At 70.4% G+C, this 21720-nt stretch carries 19 protein-coding genes, 2 tRNA genes and 1 pseudogene; 15 read left to right on the plus strand and 7 right to left on the minus strand.

Annotated elements, in window-relative coordinates:
- Nucleotides 1–30 precede the first annotated feature (30 nt).
- Nucleotides 31–1017, plus strand: a complete 987-nt coding sequence (locus tag IOD16_RS36725; RefSeq protein WP_201438025.1) for a methyltransferase domain-containing protein — start codon at nt 31–33, stop codon at nt 1015–1017.
- Between the two features lie 82 nt (nt 1018–1099).
- Here the strand turns inward: IOD16_RS36725 and IOD16_RS36730 are convergent, their stop codons facing one another.
- The 5 genes from IOD16_RS36730 to rpmH are packed head-to-tail and all read right to left on the minus strand — an operon-like array spanning nt 1100 to nt 3616.
- The gene (locus IOD16_RS36730) at nt 1100–1642 is read right to left on the minus strand and encodes a Jag family protein (RefSeq protein ID WP_053714548.1); all 543 of its coding nucleotides are present in this window, start codon (nt 1640–1642) and stop codon (nt 1100–1102) included.
- Nucleotides 1643–1660: 18 nt separating this feature from the next.
- A complete protein-coding gene (gene yidC, locus IOD16_RS36735) occupies nt 1661–2728 on the minus strand; it encodes a membrane protein insertase YidC (RefSeq protein WP_201438026.1) in 1068 nt (355 codons plus the stop codon).
- 3 nt (nt 2729–2731) lie between these two features.
- Nucleotides 2732–3004, minus strand: a complete 273-nt coding sequence (gene yidD / locus IOD16_RS36740; RefSeq protein ID WP_053714550.1) for a membrane protein insertion efficiency factor YidD — start codon at nt 3002–3004, stop codon at nt 2732–2734.
- Nucleotides 3001–3459: a ribonuclease P protein component gene (gene rnpA / locus IOD16_RS36745; protein WP_201438027.1), complete on the minus strand. Its 459-nt coding sequence runs from the start codon at nt 3457–3459 to the stop codon at nt 3001–3003. The genes yidD and rnpA overlap by 4 nt, the downstream gene beginning before the upstream one ends.
- Nucleotides 3460–3472: 13 nt before the next feature.
- On the minus strand, nt 3473–3616 hold the full coding sequence (rpmH, locus tag IOD16_RS36750; protein ID WP_053714552.1) for a 50S ribosomal protein L34: 144 nt from the start codon (nt 3614–3616) through the stop codon (nt 3473–3475).
- 474 nt (nt 3617–4090) lie between these two features.
- On the opposite strand from rpmH, the gene dnaA reads away from it, so the two are divergent.
- The 11 genes and pseudogenes from dnaA (at nt 4091) to IOD16_RS36800 (ending at nt 18129) form a co-directional block, all read left to right on the plus strand.
- Entirely contained in the window at nt 4091–5644 is a 1554-nt protein-coding gene (gene dnaA, locus IOD16_RS36755; protein WP_201438028.1) for a chromosomal replication initiator protein DnaA, read from the plus strand.
- Between the two features lie 1162 nt (nt 5645–6806).
- Nucleotides 6807–7943: a DNA polymerase III subunit beta gene (dnaN, locus tag IOD16_RS36760; protein ID WP_123744824.1), complete on the plus strand. Its 1137-nt coding sequence runs from the start codon at nt 6807–6809 to the stop codon at nt 7941–7943.
- Between the two features lie 41 nt (nt 7944–7984).
- On the plus strand, nt 7985–8899 hold the full coding sequence (gnd, locus tag IOD16_RS36765) for a phosphogluconate dehydrogenase (NAD(+)-dependent, decarboxylating) (RefSeq protein WP_123744823.1): 915 nt from the start codon (nt 7985–7987) through the stop codon (nt 8897–8899).
- 4 nt (nt 8900–8903) lie between these two features.
- Nucleotides 8904–10043 carry a DNA replication/repair protein RecF gene (recF, locus tag IOD16_RS36770; RefSeq protein WP_201438029.1) on the plus strand — a complete coding sequence of 380 codons (1140 nt, stop codon included), beginning with the start codon at nt 8904–8906 and terminating at the stop codon, nt 10041–10043.
- 118 nt (nt 10044–10161) lie between these two features.
- On the plus strand, nt 10162–10662 hold the full coding sequence (locus tag IOD16_RS36775; protein ID WP_442978143.1) for a DciA family protein: 501 nt from the start codon (nt 10162–10164) through the stop codon (nt 10660–10662).
- 236 nt (nt 10663–10898) lie between these two features.
- The gene (gene gyrB, locus IOD16_RS36780) at nt 10899–12869 is read left to right on the plus strand and encodes a DNA topoisomerase (ATP-hydrolyzing) subunit B (protein ID WP_123744821.1); all 1971 of its coding nucleotides are present in this window, start codon (nt 10899–10901) and stop codon (nt 12867–12869) included.
- A gap of 118 nt (nt 12870–12987) precedes the next feature.
- On the plus strand, nt 12988–16854 hold the full coding sequence (gyrA, locus tag IOD16_RS36785) for an intein-containing DNA gyrase subunit A (RefSeq protein WP_236595271.1): 3867 nt from the start codon (nt 12988–12990) through the stop codon (nt 16852–16854).
- A 26-nt stretch (nt 16855–16880) separates the two neighbouring features.
- Nucleotides 16881–17732, plus strand: a complete 852-nt coding sequence (locus tag IOD16_RS36790; RefSeq protein WP_123744820.1) for a DUF3566 domain-containing protein — start codon at nt 16881–16883, stop codon at nt 17730–17732.
- 63 nt (nt 17733–17795) lie between these two features.
- A tRNA-Ile gene (locus IOD16_RS36795) sits at nt 17796–17869 on the plus strand.
- A 35-nt stretch (nt 17870–17904) separates the two neighbouring features.
- Nucleotides 17905–18021 (plus strand): annotated as a pseudogene (locus IOD16_RS40780) (DLW-39 family protein); the annotation flags it as partial.
- Nucleotides 18022–18056: 35 nt separating this feature from the next.
- Nucleotides 18057–18129 (plus strand) — tRNA-Ala (locus tag IOD16_RS36800).
- Nucleotides 18130–18430: 301 nt separating this feature from the next.
- On the opposite strand, the gene IOD16_RS36805 is transcribed toward IOD16_RS36800, so the two are convergent.
- Nucleotides 18431–18847 (minus strand): DoxX family protein, encoded by a 417-nt coding sequence (locus IOD16_RS36805; RefSeq protein WP_123744819.1) that lies wholly within the window; start codon nt 18845–18847, stop codon nt 18431–18433.
- 127 nt (nt 18848–18974) lie between these two features.
- Here IOD16_RS36805 and IOD16_RS36810 point away from each other — a divergent pair, with 127 nt between their 5' ends.
- Nucleotides 18975–19529 carry a DUF2020 domain-containing protein gene (locus IOD16_RS36810; RefSeq protein ID WP_201438031.1) on the plus strand — a complete coding sequence of 185 codons (555 nt, stop codon included), beginning with the start codon at nt 18975–18977 and terminating at the stop codon, nt 19527–19529.
- 57 nt (nt 19530–19586) lie between these two features.
- On the opposite strand, the gene IOD16_RS36815 is transcribed toward IOD16_RS36810, so the two are convergent.
- Nucleotides 19587–20171, minus strand: coding sequence for a hypothetical protein (locus IOD16_RS36815; protein WP_201438032.1), 585 nt, complete (start codon nt 20169–20171; stop codon nt 19587–19589).
- A gap of 96 nt (nt 20172–20267) precedes the next feature.
- Here IOD16_RS36815 and IOD16_RS36820 point away from each other — a divergent pair, with 96 nt between their 5' ends.
- Nucleotides 20268–20816, plus strand: coding sequence for a peptidylprolyl isomerase (locus IOD16_RS36820; protein ID WP_123744816.1), 549 nt, complete (start codon nt 20268–20270; stop codon nt 20814–20816).
- Nucleotides 20817–21701, plus strand: a complete 885-nt coding sequence (locus IOD16_RS36825) for a rhomboid family intramembrane serine protease (RefSeq protein ID WP_201438033.1) — start codon at nt 20817–20819, stop codon at nt 21699–21701.
- The last annotated feature ends 19 nt before the right edge of the window (nt 21702–21720 follow it).

Here is a 21720-nt window from a genome sequence, read left to right on the forward strand (position 1 = left end):
GTGGAACATGACGAGGGGAAGAGGTGGCTCGTGTACACGATCAGGCCGGGCTCGCTGAGCACGATGGGACACCCGCACAGCCTCCGGCACATCGCCGACTTGGCGGCGTCCGGTGTGGAGGTGATCGTGTGCGCCCTCACCGAGACGGAGCTGGCCGAGCTCGACCTGGCCGGCGAACCCGTCGCCGCCCGCGCGGCCGGCCTCACCTTCCACTGGCTGCCGATCCCGGACTTCGGCGTCCCCGCGACCGCTCCGGACCTCGACCCCGTGCTGCGCGACCTGCGGGCCGGCCGGCACGTCGTGGTGCACTGCTGGGCCGGGATCGGCCGCTCGTCGTTGCTCGCCGGCGCGCTCCTCGTGCTGGACGGCGCGTCACCCGAGGCGGCGTGGCAGGCGATCTCCGCGGCACGTGGGCGACCGGTCCCGGAGACCGCCGAACAGCGAGCGTGGCTGACCACCTTCGCCCAAGCGCGGTTCTGGGACGACCAGGCCGCGACGTTCGACGAGGAGGCCGACCACGGGCTGCGCGACCCGGCCGTCCGGCAGGCGTGGGCCGACGTGCTCCTGCCGAGGCTCCCACCCGCCCCGGCCGCGGTGGTCGACCTCGGCTGCGGCACGGGCAGCCTCACCGCGCTGCTCGCCGAGGCCGGCCACCACGCGTGCGGCCTCGACCTCTCCGAGCGGATGCTCGCGGTGGCCCGCGCCAAGGCGCCCGGCGTCGACTTCCGCCGAGGCGACGCGGCGGACCCGCCGTACCCGCCGGGCAGCTTTGACGTCGTGCTCGCCCGGCACGTCCTCTGGGCGCTGCCCGACCCGGCCGCCGCGCTCGACCGGTGGCGCGCCCTCCTCAAGCCGGGCGGTCGCCTGGTCCTCGTCGAGGGTCGCTGGTCCACCGGCGCGGGTCTCACCGCCGCCGAGTGCGTGGCGCTGCTGGGGGAGGGGGACGTGCACCCGCTCACCGACCCGGCCCTCTGGGGGCGGGAGGTCACCGACGAGCGGTACCTGGTGCGGGCCTGACCGCCGGCCGACCGCGGGAACGCGAACGGCCCCGATCCCATCGGGACCGGGGCCGTTCGGACGTTCTGCTCGATCAGCCCGCTCAGGGCTTCGGCAGCACCACCACGCGGCGCTGGGGCTCCTCGCCCTCGCTCTCGCTGTGCACCCCCGCCACGGCGGCGACGGCATCGTGCACGACCTTCCGCTCGAACGGGGTCATCGGGTGCAGGCGCACCTTCTCGCCCGTCGCCACCACCTTCTCGGCCGTGGTCCGGCCGAGGTCGGCGAGCTCGGCACGCCGTCCGGCGCGCCAGCCGGCGATGTCGAGCATGAGGCGGCTGCGCACGCCCGTCTCCTGCTGGACGGCGAGCCGGGTCAGCTCCTGCAACGACTCCAGGACCGTGCCGCGGGGACCGACCAGCTTCTCCAGGTCGTCACCGCCGTCGATGCTCACGATCGCCCGACCCGCCTCGACGTCGAGGTCGATGTCGCCGTCGTAGTCGAGCAGGTCCAACAGCCGCTCGAGGTAGTCCCCGGCGATGTCGCCCTCCTGGACGAGCAGGTCCTCCGAACTCCCCGAGCGCGCCGGCGGAACCTTGTCGGCCTCCGGTGCGTCCACGTCGGCCGCCTGCAACGTCTCCGACACGATGTCTCCTCTCCAGGGTCAACGACGCTTCTTGTTGCCCTGCTTCTTGCCAGGGGATCGGTCTGGGCTCAGACCGGGAACCTCGGTGGACGGCTTCGCGGTCGAGGTCGACTCGCTCGCGTCCGGGGTGGCCTTGACCTCCGCGGCGTCGTCGGCGGCGGGCTGGGCGGGCTGGGCGCCCGCGGGCTTGCGCTGCGGCTGCGGCTTCTGGCCGGGCTTGGGTTTGGTCACGGGCTTCACGCCCGGCTTCGGGGCGAGCGCCGACCGCTGCGCGGTGGCCTCCACCTTCTTCGCCTCTTCCTCGCGGTCGATGCTGTGGTACACGACGTACTGCTGGCCCAGCGTCCACGCGTTGTTGCTCAGCCAGTAGAGCAGGATCGCGATGGGGAAGAAGAGACCACCGACGAGCACGCCCAGCGGGAAGATGTAGAGCGTCAGCTTGTTCATGATCGCGGTCTGCGGGTTGTCCGTCGCGGCCTGCGTCTGCCGGGCCACCGAGTGGCGCGCGGTGAAGTGGGTCGCGATCGACGCGATGATCATCAACGGGATGGCCACGTACAGCACCGCGCTGCGCTCGGTGCCGAAGTCCGTCAGCGACGGCTGGTTCGGGTCGTCCCACGGCATCGTGATGAACGTCGACAGGTTCGCGCCGAACAGCTTCGCGTTGACGAACGACTCCACGCCCTGGGCGTCGAAGAAGTAGACCTCGCCCCAGCCGGGCTTGAACGAGCGCAGCACGTGGAACAGGCCGATGAACACCGGGATCTGCACCAGCATCGGCAGGCAGCCGCCCAGCGGGTTGACGCCGTGCTCCGACTGGAGCTTCTGCATCTCCTGCGCCTGGCGCTGCTTGTCGTTCGCGTACTTCTTCTTGATCTTCTGGAGCTCGGGCGCGAACTCCTGCATCTTGCGCATCGAGCGGACCTGGCCGACGAACGGCTTGAACAGGATCGCGCGCAGGGTGAAGACGAGGAACACCACGGACAGTGCCCACGCGAACCCGCTCGACTCGCCGAAGACGTGGCCGAACACCCAGTGCCAACACCACAGGATGAAGGACACCGGGTAGTAGATGAAGTTGAGCACTAGCTACTCCTCGGCAGGAAGGTCGGGGACCGCGTTTCGCCTCGGCGGAACCGGGTCCAGGCCACCAGGGTGCCAGGGTCCGCAGCGACCCAGACGGCGGAGGGTCAGCCAGGAACCGCGCAGCGCACCGTGGACGGTCAACGCCTCCACCGCGTACGCGCTGCAACTCGGGTGGAAACGGCAGGTCGGGGGCAGCGCCGGTGAGATGAACTTCCGGTAGAAGCGCACCGGGAGCAGCAGCGCCCGCACGACGGGGCTCACCTGGACGGTCGTCATCGCAGCACCTTGTGCAGCGCCGCGTCGAGGTCACGGCCGAGCTCGGCGCTGTCCGCATCGGCTGACGGTGCCAACGCTCGCACGACCACCGAAGTTCCGGGCGGCAGCACGGCGAGCCGGTCCCGCACCAGGTGCCGGAGCTTGCGGCTCACCCGGTGGCGGACCACGGAGTTGCCCACGGCCTTGCTCACGACGAAGCCCACCTTGGACGGGTCCAAGGTGGGCTGCGCCGAGGTCCGTTGCTCCGCCGAGGCGCCGTTGGAGGCTGTGGAGGTGCGTTGCTCCGCCGAAGCTCCATCGGGGGCTGTCGGGGCACGTCGCTGCGCCGAGGCGCCGTCGGACGGCGTCGGTGTCAGGACGTGCACCACCAGCCGGGACCGGCCGGCCCGGCGGCCTCGGCGGACCACCAGGCCGAAGTCCTGGCTGCGGGTCAGCCGATTGGCCGCGGGCAGCACGGCGCTGCGGCGATCAGGCGGACAGCTGCGTGCGGCCCTTGCCCCGGCGCGCGGCCAGGATGGCGCGACCGGCGCGGGTGCGCATGCGCAGCCGGAACCCGTGCGTCTTCGCACGGCGACGGTTGTTGGGCTGGAAGGTGCGCTTACCCTTGCTCACGGTCGGACTCCCGGTGCTTAACTGCCAAGCAGGTCTGTGGTTGTCCCCAGCGATCAAGCCTTAGGCGCGCGAAAAGCACCCCACGCAAGCGGGAGACGGTTACGAGGGTACGCAGCCCCGGGGGCGCGGTTCAAATCGGGGTCGCACCCGGGGGCGTCCGGCGGCGTCGCAGCGGCGTCGCGCGCACGAAAAGGGCTTGCGCGGCCGTACGTCTTGTGGCAAGGCCCGCGCCTTGTTAGCGTGCTGCCTTCGCGGGTGGTGCGGGGTGACGCGGGCCGGGCTGACGAGGGACGACAGCCCCCGCCACGCCGGCCGCGGGTGCTCGGGGGCAACGGGGGGATCCGCTGCGCTCCGGGCCGCGTTCGTGCACAGTTGTGGATAACTCTGTGGATGCCTCTATCCTCCGTGTCCACGTCGTGGAAGTTCCCCGGGGACTGACCGCGAAGACGTCACCGAGGGGAGGGGAGCGCGGAGGTGTCCGACCACCAGACCGATCTGGGTCTCGTGTGGGAACAGGTCGTGCAGGAGCTCGCCGCCAGCACGTTGTCCCCCCAACAGCGCGCGTGGATGCGCGTGACCCGACCCATCGGGCTGCTCGACGGGACCGCGCTGCTCGCCGCGCCGAGTGACTTCGCCAAGGAAGCCATCGAGCGCGCGCTGCGCGAGCCCATCACCGCCGCCCTGTCCCGCAGGCTCGGCCGGGCCGTCTCGCTGGCCGTGAAGGTCGACTCGCCCGATCCGCCGACGGCGCAGATCCCGGTTCCGGTGCCCGTGCCTGTTCCCGGACCGCCGCCGGGCCTGGTCTCGATCAACGGCGGCCTCGCCGTCGAGGCGGAGGTCGAGGGCGACACCGAGGGCGAAGGCGACGAGGTCGACGAGGAGGGCGAGGCGCTCGCCGCCGTCACCGAGATCTGGCCGACGTTCAGCGGCGGGCACGCCGCGCCGAGCGGCACGCCCTACACCCGGCCGGCCAACCCGGCGTCCTCGCAGACCAGGCTGAACGAGAAGTACAACTTCGACACGTTCGTCATCGGCGCGTCCAACCGCTTCGCGCACGCCGCCGCGGTGGCCGTCGCCGAGGCGCCCGCCCGCGCGTACAACCCGCTGTTCATCTGGGGCGAGTCCGGGCTCGGCAAGACGCACCTGCTGCACGCGGTCGGGCACTACGCCCAGCGGCTGTTCCCCGGCATGCGGGTGCGGTACGTGTCGACCGAGGAGTTCACCAACGACTTCATCAACTCCCTGCGCGACGACCGCAAGGTCGCCTTCCAGCGCCGGTACCGGGACATCGACGTGCTGCTGGTCGACGACATCCAGTTCCTGGAGGGCAAGGAAGGCACACAGGAGGAGTTCTTCCACACCTTCAACACGCTGCACAACTCGAACAAGCAGATCGTGGTGTCCTCCGACCGGCCGCCCAAGCGGCTGGAGACGTTGGAGGACCGGCTGCGGACGCGGTTCGAGTGGGGCCTGATCACCGACATCCAGCCGCCCGAGCTGGAGACGCGGATCGCCATCCTGCGCAAGAAGGCCGCGCAGGACCGGCTGGCCGCGCCCGCCGAGGTGCTGGAGTTCATCGCGGCCCGGATCGAGCGGAACATCCGCGAGCTGGAGGGCGCGCTCATCCGCGTCACCGCGTTCGCCTCGCTCAACCGGCAGCCGGTCGACGTGCAGCTGGCCGAGATAGTGCTGCGCGACCTGATCCCGGACTCGCACGCCCCGGAGATCACCGCGCCCACGATCATGGCGGTCACCGCGGAGTTCTTCTCCGTGTCCATAGACGACCTGTGCGGCCCCGGCAAGACGAAGGTCCTGGCCCAGGCGCGGCAGATCTCCATGTACCTGTGCCGCGAGCTGACGGACCTGTCGCTGCCGAAGATCGGCCAGACGTTCGGCGGCCGCGACCACACGACGGTCATGCACGCGGACAAGAAGATCCGCAAGGAGATGGCCGAGCGCCGCCGGGTCTACGAGCAGGTGCAGGAGCTGACGTCGCGCATCAAGCAGCGCGCCCGCCACACCCCCTGACCCGCAAACGCTTGCGCTCTGCGTCCGCACCACCCGCACCACCCGCGCCGCGCCCGGCCACGTCCAGGCGCGGCGCCGGCTTTCTCCGCCCCGACCGGCCCGGCGCCTGAGCCGACGCCGACGCCAACGCCAACGCCGAGACCGCCACGCCCGCTGGTCGACCCGCTCGGCGACCCGGTGGCCCGCCTCCGGCACCCCTTGTCCCGGCACGCGTGCTCCAGCCGCCCGGCACCCGCACCCGGCCGCCCGCACCCGGCACGGCCGCGTGCGCACCCACAGCGCCCCGGCGCGCCGGCCGGCAGCCCACCCCCTGAACGGCCCCCGCGCGGAGCCGTCGTCGAAGCGCGCCTCCGGCCGGCCCGGCACCCGCCCCTCCCCGTCCCCGGGTGCCGCCGTCGCACCCGGGGACGGGCCGCACCGCACCCGGGTGCGAACCGGACCCACCGGCGGCACCCGGGTGCCGCGACCGCGCCGGCCCGCCCGCGCCTGCTCAGGCGGCCGCGTCACCCGGGCGTGGCGCCCAGGGCCGACGGGGGTCGTTTCATGTCACCCGTGTGAGGTACCCCCGCCCCACGAGGGCCGAGAAAAGGGCGTTCCCGGTGCGGCCCAACGACCTCGTCGCAGGTGCCGGCGCTGGTGAACCGCGGGCCACGGGTTGTCCACAGGCCCGGAAAAGCGGCCCCTCAGGGGAGATTCGGCCCACCATCACCCTGTGCAGCACCCGGGTACAACTCGGCCCACACCCGGGGATTAACCCGGGGACAACTCGGCCTTCCTGTGGACCGAACGGAGGAGCCCGCGAGTTCTCCCCGGGGACACCGACTTGTCCCCGGGTGACACCCCGTGTCCATCCACACCTCCAAGCGGGCGACACGCTGCGGAAACCGGGGTTGTCCACACAATCCACAGGCCCTACTGCTGTTGCTGTTGTCTTCCCTTGAAGAGAAGAACAAAGAAAAAACAGGCGGCGGTCGGGCCCGGGGACGGGCGCTCGGCAGCGCCTCGTCCCCGGGCAGCCCCGAGGTGACGAAGTCCGCCCCGACGCTCTACGGTGGGGAGCCTCCGCGCCGAGGGTCGGAAGATCCGGCGAGGGCCGCGGCTCCCCAACCCCCACCGCAACGCATGCTGTTGTTGGTCATGCCGACTTGAGGAAGGACGCCTCATGAAGATCCGCGTCGAGCGCGACGGCCTGGCCGACGCCGTCGCCTGGGTCGCCCGCAGCCTGCCGTCCAGGCCGCCTGTGGCGGTGCTCGGCGGCATCCTGCTCGACGCCGGGGCGGAGGACGGCTCCGGCGAGGCGCTGACCGTCTCCGGCTTCGACTACGAGGTGTCCGCCCAGTGCGGCGTCCCGGCCACGATCGCCGACGGCGGCAAGGCGCTCGTCAGCGGACGGCTGCTGGCCGACATCACCAAGGCGCTGCCGAACCACCCGGTCGAGATCGCGGTCGACGGCTCCCGGATGACGATCTCCTGCGGCAGCGCCCGGTTCAGCCTGCCGACCATGCCGGTCGAGGACTACCCGCAGCTGCCGTCCATGCCGCAGCTCGCCGGCGAGCTTCCCGGCGAGCTCTTCGCCGAGGCCGTCACCCAGGTCGCCGTCGCGGCGGGCAAGGACGACACGCTGCCGATGCTGACCGGCGTCCGGCTGGAGATCGGCGAGGGCAAGGTGACCCTGGTCGCCACCGACCGCTTCCGGCTCGCCATGCGCGAGTTCCCGTGGGAGCCGAACGAGTCCCTCGGCGAGGTCGCCGTGCTCGTGCCGGCCAAGACCCTCAACGACTCCGCGAAGACGCTCGGCGCGTCCGGCGCGAAGGTCGAGCTGTCCCTCGCCGCGAACGACGGCCTGCTCGGCCTGTCCGGCACGGGCCGCCGCACGACCACCCGCCTGCTCGACGCCGACTTCCCCAAGTACCGCCAGCTGCTGCCCACCGAGCACTCGGCCGCCGCGATCATCGAGGTCGACGCGCTGGTGCAGGCGATCAAGCGGGTGTCGCTGGTCGCCGAACGCGGCACGCAGGTCCGGCTGGAGTTCGTGGACAGCGGCCTGCGCCTGTCCGCCGGCGGCGACGACGAGGGCAGCGCCGAGGAGGAGCTGCCGGTCGACTACACCGGCGACGCGGTCACCATCGCGTTCAACCCGACCTACCTCCTCGAAGGGCTCCAGGCCGTCCGCACGCCGCGGGCGCACTTGTCCTTCACCACACCCAGTCGGCCCGCACTGCTCAAGCCGGTGGACGAGGATGGGAACGTGGCGCCGGGCTACCTCTACCTGCTGATGCCCGTGCGCCTGCCCGGCTGATCCACAACGCCATCCACAGACGCTAGGGAAGAGGAACGACCGTGCAGCTCGGACTCGTCGGCCTCGGCAAGATGGGCTTCAACATGCGCGAGCGGATCCGCCGCGCGGGGCACGAGGTGGTCGGCTACGACCGCAACCCCGAAGTCTCCGACGCCGACTCGCTCGCCGACATGGTCGGCAAGCTCTCCGCACCGCGCCTGGTGTGGGTGATGGTGCCCGCCGGTGACATCACCCGGCAGACGATCGCCGAGCTCGGCGACCTGCTCGAACCGGGCGACCTGGTGATCGACGGCGGCAACTCGCGCTTCACCGACGACGAGATCAACGCCAAGGCGCTGGGCGACAAGGGCGTCGGCTACCTGGACGCCGGCGTGTCCGGCGGCGTGTGGGGCCTGGAGAACGGCTACGGCCTGATGGTCGGCGGCGACGTCGAGCACGTCGAGCACGCCATGCCGATCTTCGACGCGCTGCGCCCGGAGGGGCCGCGCGAGGAGGGCTTCGCGCACGCGGGCCGCGTCGGCGCCGGCCACTTCGCGAAGATGGTCCACAACGGCATCGAGTACGGCCTCATGCAGGCCTACGCCGAGGGCTTCGAGCTGCTCGAGGCCTCCGAGCTGGTGGACGACGTGCCGGCCACGATCAAGGCGTGGCAGCGCGGCACGGTGGTCCGCTCGTGGCTGCTGGACCTCCTGGTCCGCGCGCTGGAGTCGGACCCCGAGCTGGACGACCTGCGCGGCCACGTCGAGGACTCCGGCGAGGGCCGGTGGACCGTCGAGGAGGCGATCAAGCACGCGGTGCCCGCGCCGGTGATCTCCGCCGCGCTGTTCGCCCGGTTCGCGTCCCGGCAGGACGACTCGCCGGCCATGCGCGCGGTCGCGGCGCTGCGCAACCAGTTCGGCGGCCACGCCGTGCAGACCGCGGGTCCTTCGTCCGGTTCCGGCTCGACCCAGAGCTGACGAGTTGTACGTCCGGCACCTGCAAGTCACGGACTTCAGGTCGTGGGAGCACGCGGACCTGGCGTTCGAGCCGGGCGTGAGCGTGCTGGTGGGGCGCAACGGCCAGGGCAAGACGAACCTGGTCGAGGCGCTGGGGTACGTGGCCACCCTCGGGTCGCACCGGGTGGCCACGGACGCGCCGCTGATCCGGCACGGCGCCTCGCGCGCGGTGGTCCGCACGGCCGTGGTCAACGAGGGGCGCGAGCTGCTGGTCGAGCTGGAGATCACGCCGGGCAAGGCGAACCGGGCGCGGATCAACCGCGGCCCGGTCCCTCGCCCGCGCGACGTGCTCGGCATCCTGCGCACGGTGCTGTTCGCGCCGGAGGACCTGGCGCTGGTGCGCGGCGACCCCGGTGAACGCCGGCGGTTCCTCGACGAGCTGCTGACGACGCGGGCCCCGAGGTACGCCGGGGTGCGCAGCGACTACGAACGCGTGCTCAAGCAGCGGGGCGCGTTGCTCAAGAGCGTGCGCGCCGCGCGCAACGCCGACATCAGCACGCTCGACGTGTGGGACGGGCACCTGGCCCGGCACGGCGCGGAGCTGCTGGCCGCGCGGCTGGACCTGGTCGCGGACATCGCACCGCACGTGGCCGCGGCGTACGCGGAGGTGGCGCCGGAGTCGCGGCCCGCGCGGATCGCGTACCGGTCGAGCCTCGGCGACGCGTTCCCGGGGCCGGCCGGCTCCGCCGGCGGCGAGCCGCACGACCGGGACGTGCTGGAGGACGCGTTGCTCGCCGAGCTGCACCGGGTGCGCGCGCAGGAGGTCGAGCGGGGCGTGTGCCTGGTCGGGCCGCACCGCGACGACCTCGACCTGGCGCTCGGCGACCTGCCCGCGAAGGGCTACGCCAGTCACGGAGAGTCATGGTCCTTCGCGTTGGCCCTGCGGCTCGGCGGGTACGAGCTGCTGCGTGTCGAGGGGGCCGAACCGGTCCTCGTGCTGGACGATGTGTTCGCCGAACTGGACCGCGGCAGGCGTCGCCAGTTGGCGAAGGTGGCCGCCGGCGCGGAGCAGGTCTTCATCACGGCGGCGGTCGCGGAGGACGTGCCCGAGGAGCTGGACGGGCTGCGGTTCGACGTTCGCCACGGGGAGGTGCACCGTGTCTGAGGAGATGCCCCGAATGGGTGTGACCCGACGCACAGCTGGGGACAACCCTGTGGATGGTGTGGATAACTCCCCTCGGGAACCGGACATATCCACAGCCGGGGCTCCCCAAGAGGGTGGTCTGCGGGGTTCGGACCTCGCCCGAGCCGCTCTGGAGGCCGCCCGCGCCTCCGCCAAGGAGCGCGGCGTGCGGGGTGTCCGCAAGGGTGCGACGGGCGCGACCGGCCGTCGTCGGCGTCGCCGCTGGTCCGGTCCCGGCCCCGACGACCGCGACCCGCAGCCGCTCGGCAGGCTCGCGTCGAGGATGGCCGCCGACCGCGGCTGGGTCGAGCGGCTGGCGGGTGGCCAGGTGTTCGCCCGGTGGCCGAAGCTGGTCGGCGAGGACGTGGCCGAGCACGCGAAGCCGGTAGCGCTCAGTGACGGCGAGTTGACCGTCCAGGCCGACTCCACGGCGTGGGCCACGCAGCTGCGGCTGCTCCAGCGCGACCTGCTCAAGCGGATCGCGGCGGGTGTCGGGCACGGCGTGGTGAAGCAGCTGAAGGTGCAGGGTCCGGCGGCGCCCAGTTGGCGCTACGGCCCCAGGCACGCTCCGGGCCGTGGACCACGTGACACCTACGGGTGATGGGCGTCAGGGCCGCAGCGGCGATCCTGTGGCGCGGTGAGCGCTCACCAGTCGATTTTGACCCCGTGAGCAGCGGTCCGGCCACGTCGGCGTTCACTTCGGGCCGCCTGTGAGCGAACCAGGGGTGTCCTAAGTGGGTTTCTGTCGGTCTGCCCCGGTAGAATCGTGGGGTAGCGCAACCCAGCGTCGCCCGGCGACGGTCCCAGTCGCGTGAAGTCCGAGGAGACACCAGGCCCGTGGCAGCCAAGAAGAATGAGTACAACGCGTCCTCGATCACCGTCCTGGAAGGTCTGGAAGCGGTCCGCAAGCGGCCAGGCATGTACATCGGTTCCACCGGCGAGCGCGGTCTGCACCACCTGATCCAGGAGGTCGTGGACAACTCGGTCGACGAGGCCATGGCCGGCTACGCGACGGTGGTGGACGTGACGCTGCTGGCCAACGGGGGCGTCCGCGTCATCGACGACGGCCGCGGCATCCCGGTCGGCATGCACCCGGTCGAGAAGCGGCCCACGCTGGAAGTGGTGCTGACCAAGCTGCACGCGGGCGGCAAGTTCGACAGCGACTCCTACGCGGTGTCCGGCGGTCTGCACGGCGTCGGCATCTCGGTGGTGAACGCGCTGTCGACCGCCGTCGACGTCGAGGTCAAGACCGAGGGTTTCACGTGGAACCAGCGGTTCGAGAACACCAAGCCGGCCCACGACCTGACCAAGGGCGAGCCGACCGACGAGACCGGCACGGCCATCACGTTCTGGGCCGACCCGACGATCTTCGAGACCACCGACTACAACATCGAGACGATCTCCCGCCGCCTGCAGGAGATGGCGTTCCTCAACAAGGGCCTGACGATCATCCTGCGCGACGAGCGCGTCCAGGCGGGTGACGAGGAGGCCGACGCCGAGGGTCACGTCGCGGCCGTGCGCGAGCGCACGTTCCACTACCCCGGCGGCCTGGAGGACTTCGTCCGCCACATCAACCACACCCGCGAGGCCGTGCACCAGAAGGTCGTCTCCTTCGAGGCCAAGGGCGAGGACCTCGAGGTCGAGGTGGCGATGCAGTGGAACACCGGGTACACGCCGTCGGTGTACACGTTCGCCAACACGATCAACACCCACGAGGGCGGCACGCACGAGGAAGGCTTCCGCGCCGCGCTGACCCGCGTGGTCAACGAGTACGCGCGCGAGAAGAAGCTGCTCAAGGAGAAGGACTCCAACCTCACCGGCGACGACATCCGCGAGGGCTTGGCCGCGATCGTCTCGGTCAAGCTGAAGGAACCGCAGTTCGAGGGCCAGACGAAGACCAAGCTGGGCAACAGCGAGGCCAAGTCGTTCGTGCAGAAGTCGACCAACGAGCACCTGGCCGACTGGTTCGAGCGCCACCCGAACGAGACGCGGACCATCGTCACCAAGGCGGTGTCGTCGGCGCAGGCCCGCATCGCCGCCCGCAAGGCGCGCGAGCTCGTCCGCCGCAAGGGCGCCCTCGACATCGGCGGCCTGCCCGGCAAGCTCAAGGACTGCCGCTCCACCAACCCCGAGGACTGCGAGATCTACGTCGTGGAGGGCGACTCGGCGGGCGGCTCGGCCAAGGAGGGCCGCGACTCCATGTTCCAGGCGATCCTGCCGATCCGCGGCAAGATCATCAACGTGGAGAAGGCGCGCATCGACCGCGTGCTGAAGAACAACGAGGTCCAGTCGCTGATCACCGCGTTCGGCACGGGCATCCACGAGGACTTCGACCTCTCCAAGCTGCGCTACCACAAGATCGTGCTGATGGCCGACGCCGACGTGGACGGCCAGCACATCCGGACGCTGCTGCTGACCCTGCTGTTCCGCTTCATGCGGCCGCTGATCGAGCACGGTCACGTGTACCTGGCGAACCCGCCGCTCTACAAGATCAAGTGGCAGCGCGCCGAGCCGGAGTACGCCTACTCCGACCGCGAGCGGGACGGCATCATCCAGGCCGGCCTCGCCGCGGGCAAGAAGATCGGCAAGGACGACAACATCCAGCGCTACAAGGGCCTCGGCGAGATGAACTCCTCCGAGCTGTGGGAGACGACCATGGACCCGGCCAACCGGGTGCTGACGCAGGTGACCATGGACGACGCCGCGACGGCCGACGAGCTGTTCAGCGTGCTGATGGGGGAGGACGTGGAGGCCCGCCGCGCGTTCATCACCCGCAACGCCAAGGGCGTCCGATTCCTCGACGTCTGACCTTTGTCGTTCCCGAACCCGCAGGCGTGCCCTTTAAGGAAGTAGAACTGTGAGCGAGACGACGCTGCCCCCGGCCGGTGGTGGAGACCGCACCGAGCCGCGCGACATCCAGCAGGAGATGCAGAACTCGTACATCGACTACGCGATGAGCGTGATCGTCGGACGAGCCCTGCCCGACGTGCGCGACGGCCTGAAGCCCGTGCACGTCCGCGTGCTGTACTCGATGTTCGACTCGGGCTTCCGCCCGGACCGCAGCTACAACAAGTGCGCCCGCGTGGTCGGCGACGTGATGGGCAACTACCACCCGCACGGCGACTCGGCCATCTACGACGCGCTCGTCCGCCTCGCCCAGCCGTGGTCGCAGCGCTACCCGCTGATCGACGGCCAGGGCAACTTCGGCTCCCCGGGCAACGACCCGGCGGCCGCCATGAGGTACTGCGTGTCACCGGACAGTCGCATTCGGTTGGCAAACGGCTCGACGCCGCGCATCGGCGACATCGTGCCGGACGCCAAGCCGAACAGCGACAACCCGATCGACCTCAAGGTGCTCGACCGCAACGGCAACCCGGTGCGCGCCGACATGCTGTTCCACTCCGGTGAGCACCCCACGCTGAAGCTGCGCACCAAGAACGGCTACGAGCTGACCGGCACGCACAACCACCCGGTCCTGTGCCTGGTGAACGTGCTCGGCGTGCCGACCCTCCTGTGGAAGCTGCTGGAGGAGATCCAGCCCGGCGACCGCGTGGTCGTGCAGCGCACACCGCAGGACGACGGCGTCCTGCCGGAGATCGGGCACTACTCGGCCGCGATCCTCGCCGGCGCCTTCGTCAGCGAGGGCTTCGTGTCCGAGAACCGCGCCGGGTTCAACAACGTCGACGCCGAGTACTTCCAGCGCGTGGTCGAGGCGTACGACGACGCCGTCGGCGGTCCGCGCTACGTGTACTCGCGCACCATCAAGTCCGGATCCGTCCTGCACGAGCTCGACGTGCAGGACCTGACCCAGCTCCGCGAGAGCGTGCTCGGCAAGATGGTGGGCCTGCGCAGCGCCGTCGAGCACGTGCCCGAGTTCGTCTGGTCGGCCGGCGAGGTGATCAAACGGGCGTTCCTGTCGTCGCTGTTCACCGGTGACGGCTCGGCCTCGGCGCTGCCGCGCAACTCCGTGCAGGTCAGCTACTCCACGCGCAGCGTGCAGCTGGCCCGTGAGGTGCAGCAGCTGCTGCTGGAGTTCGGCGTTGTCAGCACGCTGGTGGACTACGAGGACGGCGAGATCAAGGTCGTCATCACCAACCGGCGTGACGCGCGCCTGTTCGCCCGCAACGTGGGCTTCCTCGGCGCGAAGCAGGACAAGCTGAACGCGATCCTGGATGCCGTCCCGCTCGAGAGCCGGGCGATGAGCAGCGATCACGTGCCGTTCGTCGGCGACTACATCCGTGCCCACGGCGCGACCCGCTGGACCGAGCGCGACTGGCTGCGCAGGCACAACGTGGACCGCGTCGAGCGGTGGGAGCGGGACTACGAGGAGATCGCCGCGCGGATCACGAACCGCGAAGTGCTCGACGTGGTGGAGCCGCTGGTCGACGGCCGGTTCTACTACGCGTCCGTCGAGTCGGTCACCGATGCGGGCGTGCGGCCGGTGTTCAGCCTGCGGGTCGACACCGACGACCACGCGTTCATCACGGACGGCTTCGTCAGCCACAACACGGAGTGCCGGCTCACGCCGCTGGCCATGCAGATGCTGGCCGACATCGAGGAAGACACGGTCGACTTCCGCGACAACTACGACGGTCGCATCCAGGAGCCGACGGTGCTGCCGTCGCGCGTGCCGAACCTGCTGATCAACGGCAGCTCCGGCATCGCGGTCGGCATGGCGACCAACATCCCGCCGCACAACCTGCGCGAGGTCGCGGACGGCGTCGTGTGGGCGTTGGACAACTGGGACGCCTCCGACGAAGAGACCCTCGAAGCGATGATCCAGCGCATCAAGGGCCCCGACTTCCCGACCCACGGCCAGATCCTGGGCACGGCGGGCATCGAGGACGCCTACCGCACCGGGCGCGGCTCGGTGAAGATGCGCGCGGTCGTGGAGATCGACGAGGACGCCAAGGGTCGGACCATCCTGGTCGTCACCGAGCTGCCCTACCAGGTGAACCCGGACAACCTGGTGGAGAACATCGCCACCCTGGTCCGCGACCAGAAGCTCACCGGCATCGCGAACATCGCCGACGAGTCCAACCGCCGCTCGGGCATGCGCATCGTGGTCACGCTCAAGCGCGACGCGGTGGCCAAGGTCGTGCTGAACAACCTCTACAAGCACACCCAGCTGCAGTACTCGTTCGGCGTGAACATGCTGTCGCTGGTCGACGGCGTGCCGCGCACGTTGCGCCTGGACCAGATGATCCGGCACTACGTGAAGCACCAGATCGAGGTCATCGCCCGGCGCACGCGCTTCCGGCTGCGCAAGGCCGAGGAACGCGCCCACGTGCTGCGCGGCCTGGTCAAGGCGCTCGACCAGCTCGACGAGGTGATCGCGCTGATCCGCCGGTCGGACACGCCCGACGTGGCGCGCACCGGCCTGATGGAGCTGCTCGACGTCGACGAGATCCAGGCCAACGCGATCCTGGAGATGCAGCTGCGCCGGCTGGCCGCCCTGGAGCGGCAGAAGATCGTCGACCAGCTGGCCGAGATCGAGCTGGAGATCGCCGACTACAAGGACATCCTGGCCAAGCCGGAGCGGCAGCGCGCGATCGTGCGCGAGGAGCTGCTGGCGATCGTCGACAAGCACGGCGACGACCGGCGCACCAAGATCGTGCCGTTCGACGGCGACGTGTCGATGGAAGACCTGATCGCGGTCGAGGACGTCGTCGTCACGATCACCCGGACGGGTTACGCGAAGCGCACGAAGACCGACCTGTACCGCTCGCAGAAGCGCGGCGGCAAGGGCGTGCAGGGCGCCCAGCTCAAGCAGGACGACATCGTGCAGCACTTCTTCGTGTGCTCCACGCACGACTGGATCCTGTTCTTCACGAACAAGGGCCGCGTGTACCGGGCCAAGGCGTACGAGCTGCCCGAGGCCAACCGCAACGCGCGCGGCCAGCACGTGGCGAACCTCCTGGCGTTCCAGCCGGAGGAGGAGATCGCCCAGGTCATCCAGATCAAGAACTACGAGGTCGCGCCGTACCTGGTGCTCGCCACGAAGAAGGGCCTGGTCAAGAAGTCGAAGCTGTCCGACTTCGACTCCAACCGGTCCGGCGGCCTGATCGGCATCAACCTGCGCGACGACGACGAGCTGGTCGGCGCGGTGCTGTGCTCGGCGGAGGACGACCTCCAGCTGATCTCGGCCGACGGCCAGTCCATCCGGTTCCACGCCAGCGACGAGGCGCTGCGCCCGATGGGGCGCGCGACCTCGGGTGTGCTGGGCATGCGCTTCAACACCGGCGACGAGCTGCTGTCGGTGGGCGTCGTCCAAGAGGGTCTGTTTGTTTTGGTGGCCACTGACGGTGGGTACGCCAAGCGCACGCCGATCGAGGACTACCCCGTCCAAGGTCGTGGTGGCAAGGGTGTGCTCACCATCCAGCACGACCGCAGGCGTGGCAGGCTGGTCGGCGCGCTCATCGTCGACGTCGACGACGAGCTGTACGCGATCACCTCCTCGGGCGGGGTCATCAGGACCAGCGCCAAGGAGGTGCGCAAGGCAGGGCGGCAGACGAAGGGCGTCCGGTTGATGAACCTCGGTGAAGGGACCACCCTGATCGCGGTGGCGCGCAACGCCGACGAGCCCGCGGACGTCACCAGTGGTGACGGCGGTGTCGTGGTCGACCCCGTCGACGGTGTCCCGATCGCGGACTCCGCCGAGGTGGGTCAGGACGACTCCGCCGAGGCGGGTTCGGTCGTCGACCCCGCCGACGGTGATCGGATCGTCGACTCCGCCGACGGTGATCGGACTGTCGACTCCGCCGACGGGGACCAGGCCGAACCCGCCAACTAGCGCGAACGAGAGGTTGAGGACTGCTCGTGACTCCACCCGAGAAGCCAGAGGACAAGACCGCGGTGATCACCCGGCCCGGCGCCGAGCCGACACCGACGGCCGGCGATGAGCCCACCGGCGCCGAGAAGCCGGCGGTCGACGCCTCGGGGGCGTCCGAGCAGCCCGAGACGCCCGCGGCCGAGGCGGCGCCGGCCGACGGCAAGACCGAGAAGGTCGAGCGGCCGGCCGCCGACAGCGACAGCCACCACGCCGCGCCGCCGCCGTGGCAGCGGGTGACCAGCGACACCCAGTACGGCGAGGCGCAGCAGGTCGGACCGGCGGACCTGATGTCCCCGCCGGAACCGGCCGAGGGGTCGCAGCCCGCGTACCCGGCCAGCGACCCGGACACGGTGGCGGTGGCCCGTCCCGTGGTGCCGGGCGTGACCCCGTCGGGCGCGGCCCGCACGCAGGTGAACCTGGGCGCGGCGAACGGCCGGCCGGCGGCCTCCGCGCCGTCGGCCCGGCGTCCCGGGCGCGGACCGCGCCGGGCGAGCCTGCAGGTGAAGCGGGTCGACCCGTGGTCGGTGCTCAAGCTCGCCCTGGTGCTGAGCGTGGCGCTGTTCTTCGTGTGGCTCGTGGCGGTCGGCGTGCTGTACGGCGTGCTCAATGGCATGGGCGTGTGGGACAAGATCAACAACACCGCCAGCGACCTGCTGCAGGGCAACGAGACCGGCAGCGACCCGCTGATCAGCGCCGGTCGCGTGTTCGGCGTGGCGGCGATCGTGGGCGCGGTGAACATCGTGCTCTTCACCGCCCTGGCGACCGTCGGGTCGTTCGTCTACAACGTCTCGGCCGATCTTGCCGGGGGCCTGGAAGTGACCTTGTCCGAGCGCGAGTGATCCACGACCAGCCGATTTGGGGCGGCGACGGGAGGTGCTGTAGTCTTGCCGTCGTTGCCCCGAGGGCCTATAGCTCAGACGGTTAGAGCGCTTCGCTGATAACGAAGAGGTCGGAGGTTCGAGTCCTCCTAGGCCCACCGGAAGTTCACAGGTGTTGCAGAGGGGAATCGCCGTGAAGAAGATCATCGCACTTGTCGCAGTCGCTGGTGCGGTTCTGTTCTTCGTCAAGCGCAACCGCTCGGCCAAGGCCGACGCGGACCTGTGGCGCGAGGCCACCGCCCCGACCGACTGACCCGCGAGGGCGGTGGGTCTGCCGCCCCGCGAGGGGACGTAGCTCAATTGGCAGAGCACCGCCTTTGCAAGGCGGGGGTTAGGGGTTCGATTCCCCTCGTCTCCATCCGCTTCAGAACGAGGTGTGCCGACAGACGTCGGCACACCTCGTTTCTCGTTGAGGGGGAAACGCCCCCCTCCCGGTCCGCGGTGTCGACTCCCGAACCGGAGAAGTCCGTATTGTCGGATTTCGGCGTGGAGGCGCAAGAGTTTCGCTTTTCGTGTTTTACTGGGTGCGCGACGGCCGGAGCGTCCCGTTCGTGAGGCAGGTCATCCGATGGGTGCTCCGGCGGTGGCTTTCGCGGTACGGCGACAAGTGAGGGCCCGCACCCAATGCCGCTGGGTGCGGGCCCTCGTCTTGCCCACTGCTATGCGTTGACGAGCGCTTGTTCGTGCTTGCGTGCGGCGAGCACCCTGTCCACGGCCCAAGCGCCGGGACCGGTGAACGCCAACAGCAGGAACACCCACGCGTACACCGCGGCCAGCTCACCCTTGTTCTGGATGGGCAGCAGCCCGGCGGGCTGGTGGACCACGAAGTACGCGTAGGCCATCGCACCGGAGGAGATCAGCGCGGCGATCCGGGTGCCGAGGCCGATGATGATCAGCACACCACCGACGAACTCGATCAGACCGGCCGGGCCGGCTGGCCAGTCGGTGATCGACACGGCACCCTTGGAGCCCAGCACGCCGAACAGCTTCTGCGCGCCGTGGCAGACGAACAACACGCCGATGACAATCCGGAACACAGCGATGGCATGGTCTCGACCGCGGTCAAAGATGTTCATCTTGACTCAGTCCTCACATTGCAGGGGCGGCCGGCAGGGTGAGGACAACCGTAATGTGGATTACGGTGGGTGCCTAGGTGGTCACCGTGTCGATTCGCTGTCTGTCATCTGATTGACTGGCGGCCCTATGAACCGTGTGCTGCTCACCGCCCTGCCCTCCCTGCTGGTCCTCGGCGCGCTGACCGCCTGCGCCGCCGCCGAACCCACGTCGGCGCCCACCGCCGGGACCACCACCAGCGCAGTGGCGAAGACGACGACGACCACGCCCGCCGGGCCGCCGCCCGTGCCGGAGCCCGCCACCGACGGCCAGTGCCCGTACCTGGCGTCCTCGGTGGTGCAGGAGGCGAACGGGCAGCTGGTGCGGAAGGTTCGGCTGTCCGCAGACCAGCCCGACCCCGCCTGCTTCTTCTACGCCAACGCCTCGGACGTGCAGCTGTCCGTCTGGGTGTTCCAGGGCGAGCCGGCGACCGCGAAGGCGGTGGTCGACCGGGCCGCGCCGGTGGCCGACTCGAGCCCGGCGACCGTGCCTGCCGGGTGGAGCGGCGGCTCGCTGACCACGGAGACGGGCGCGGTGTACGCCGTGGCCAAGGGCGGCAGCGCGGTGGTCGTGACCAGCAACCAGAAGCAGACGATCAAGACCCGTCGGATCGCCGAGACGGTGGTCGGCAACCTCGGGCTGTGAGCGCGCACGACTTCGCGCCCGTCCCCTGGCGGGGCGGGCGCGAAGCACCTCTTCCGGTCAGCTGCGGCTGTGCTGGTCGGAGACCTGGCCGTTGCGGGCCGCGTGCGGGCGGACGGACTCGGGGGTGCCGGTCTTGGTGGACTCCGACGTGATCTCCACGTCCTCCTCCTCCAAGTGCACCTCCTGCGGCCGCTTGGTCAGCGCGATGTACCCCGCCACCGCGGCGGCGGCGAACACGCCGAGCACCCACGGCCAGCGGCTCCGCTTGGGCTGCCGGGCCGCGGCCATCTCCTTGCGCGCCTGCTTCGCGCGCACCTTGGCCTCCTTGCGAGCCCGCTCGGCGGCCTTCAGCACGTCCTTGCGGACGCCCTTGGCCCTCTTCGCGAGCTCCTTGCGACCACGCCTGGTGGACTTCTCGTACTCCTCGGCCTTCTCCACCAGCGCGCCCGCCTTGTCGGCGACGATGCCCCGGACGTAGTCCCTGGTCACGCCACGCTCGGCGAGCTTGCCCTCCGCGCGTCCCGCGAGCTGAACGGCGGCGTCCGCACCGGCGTGACCAGCGCGGACGGCACCGATGCGAGCAGCGCGCACCGCCTTGCCGACCGACTCCCCGGCCCGGGTCATGGCGTCTACCTCATCCATATCGCGCTCCAGAAGCTGTCGGTCAGTCACGTTCCAGGCAATACCCATCGTGCCCCTTCCCCAACCACCCCGCGCGGTGATGGCACGATGGGAGGCGTGGCAGACAGCAACGAATCGTTCGTCGGGACCAAGGTGACGGCGACCCTGCACACCTCGCAGGGCGACATCCGCATCAACCTCTTCCCCGACCACGCACCCAAGACGGTGGCCAACTTCGTCGGCCTCGCCGAGGGCACGAAGAGCTACTCCGAGGCCAACGCGAAGGGCGAGCCGACCGGTCCGTTCTACGACGGCGCGATCTTCCACCGGGTGATCCCGGGCTTCATGCTCCAGGGCGGTGACCCCACCGGCACCGGGCGCGGCGGCCCGGGCTACAAGTTCGCCGACGAGTTCCACCCGGAGCTGCAGTTCAACAAGCCCTACCTGCTGGCGATGGCCAACGCCGGACCCAACAGCAACGGCTCGCAGTTCTTCATCACGGTCGCGCCGACCACCTGGCTGAACTTCAAGCACACGATCTTCGGCGAGGTCGCCGACCAGGAGTCGCGCAACGTGGTGGACGCGATCGGCGCCGCACCCACCGGCGCCGGCGACCGCCCGGTCACCGACGTGGTGATCCAGAAGGTCTCGGTGGAGCGGGCCTGAGTGGCCGACTCGCCGATCTCCCCGCCGCCCGGTGAGCCGATCGGGGCGCGAGCGGACCTGCCGGTCTGCGTGCGCCACCCGGATCGGGCCACCGGGCTGCGGTGCGTCCGCTGCGACCGGCCGGCGTGCCCGGAGTGCCTGCGCGAGGCGTCCGTCGGCTACCAGTGCGTCGACTGCGTGAACGAGGGCCGGGCCGCGGTGCGCCGGCCGCGCACGTTTGTGGGCGCGGAGTTCTCCCAGCGCATGGTGGTCACACCGGTGCTGATCGCGGTGAACGTGCTGATGTTCGCGATCACCGCGGTCCAGGCGGGCAGCGTGTCGACCAACCAGCGGTCGGCGCTGTTCCTCGACCTCGTGATGTACACGCCGTCGGTCGCCCTGGACGGCGAGTGGTGGCGGCTGGTGACGTCGGGGTTCCTGCACTTCGGGCCCCTGCACCTGGCGCTGAACATGATCGCGCTGTACGTGCTCGGCCGTGACCTGGAACCCGTGTTCGGCAAGCTGCGGTTCTCCGCGGTGTACGGGGTGTCGCTGCTCGGCGGCGGTCTCGCGGTGTACCTGTTCGGCGGGATCGACACCGTGGTGGCCGGCGCTTCGGGCGCGGTCTACGGCCTGATGGGCGCGATGCTGGTGGCGGTGCTGCGGCTCAAGCTCAACCCCGGCCCGGCGCTGGGCGTGATCGGCTTGAACGTCGTGCTCAGCTTCACCCTGCCGGGTATCTCGCTGCTCGGGCACATCGGCGGGCTGGTGGTCGGCGCGGCGCTGACGGCCGGCCTGGTCTACGCGCCGGCCGCGAAGCGGAACAACTGGCAGCTGGCGGCCGTGATCGGCGCGGTCGTGCTGCTGGTGGTGCTGGCGGTCGTGCGGACGGGTCAGCTGGTCTGACCGCGCGGTCGGCCGTCCC

The organism is Saccharothrix sp. 6-C (assembly GCF_016695385.1).
GTDB lineage: Bacteria > Actinomycetota > Actinomycetes > Mycobacteriales > Pseudonocardiaceae > Actinosynnema > Actinosynnema texasense.

Excerpts from the sequence above, each read along its gene's own strand:
- yidD (WP_053714550.1), bottom strand. The coding sequence starts at position 3,004 with ATGACGACCGTCCAGGTGAGCCCCGTCGTGCGGGCGCTGCTGCTCCCG.
- dnaN (WP_123744824.1), top strand. The coding sequence starts at position 6,807 with ATGAAGATCCGCGTCGAGCGCGACGGCCTGGCCGACGCCGTCGCCTGG.
- gyrA (WP_236595271.1), top strand. The coding sequence starts at position 12,988 with ATGCAGAACTCGTACATCGACTACGCGATGAGCGTGATCGTCGGACGA.
- IOD16_RS36805 (WP_123744819.1), bottom strand. The coding sequence starts at position 18,847 with ATGAACATCTTTGACCGCGGTCGAGACCATGCCATCGCTGTGTTCCGG.
- IOD16_RS36810 (WP_201438031.1), top strand. The coding sequence starts at position 18,975 with ATGAACCGTGTGCTGCTCACCGCCCTGCCCTCCCTGCTGGTCCTCGGC.
- IOD16_RS36815 (WP_201438032.1), bottom strand. The coding sequence starts at position 20,171 with ATGGATGAGGTAGACGCCATGACCCGGGCCGGGGAGTCGGTCGGCAAG.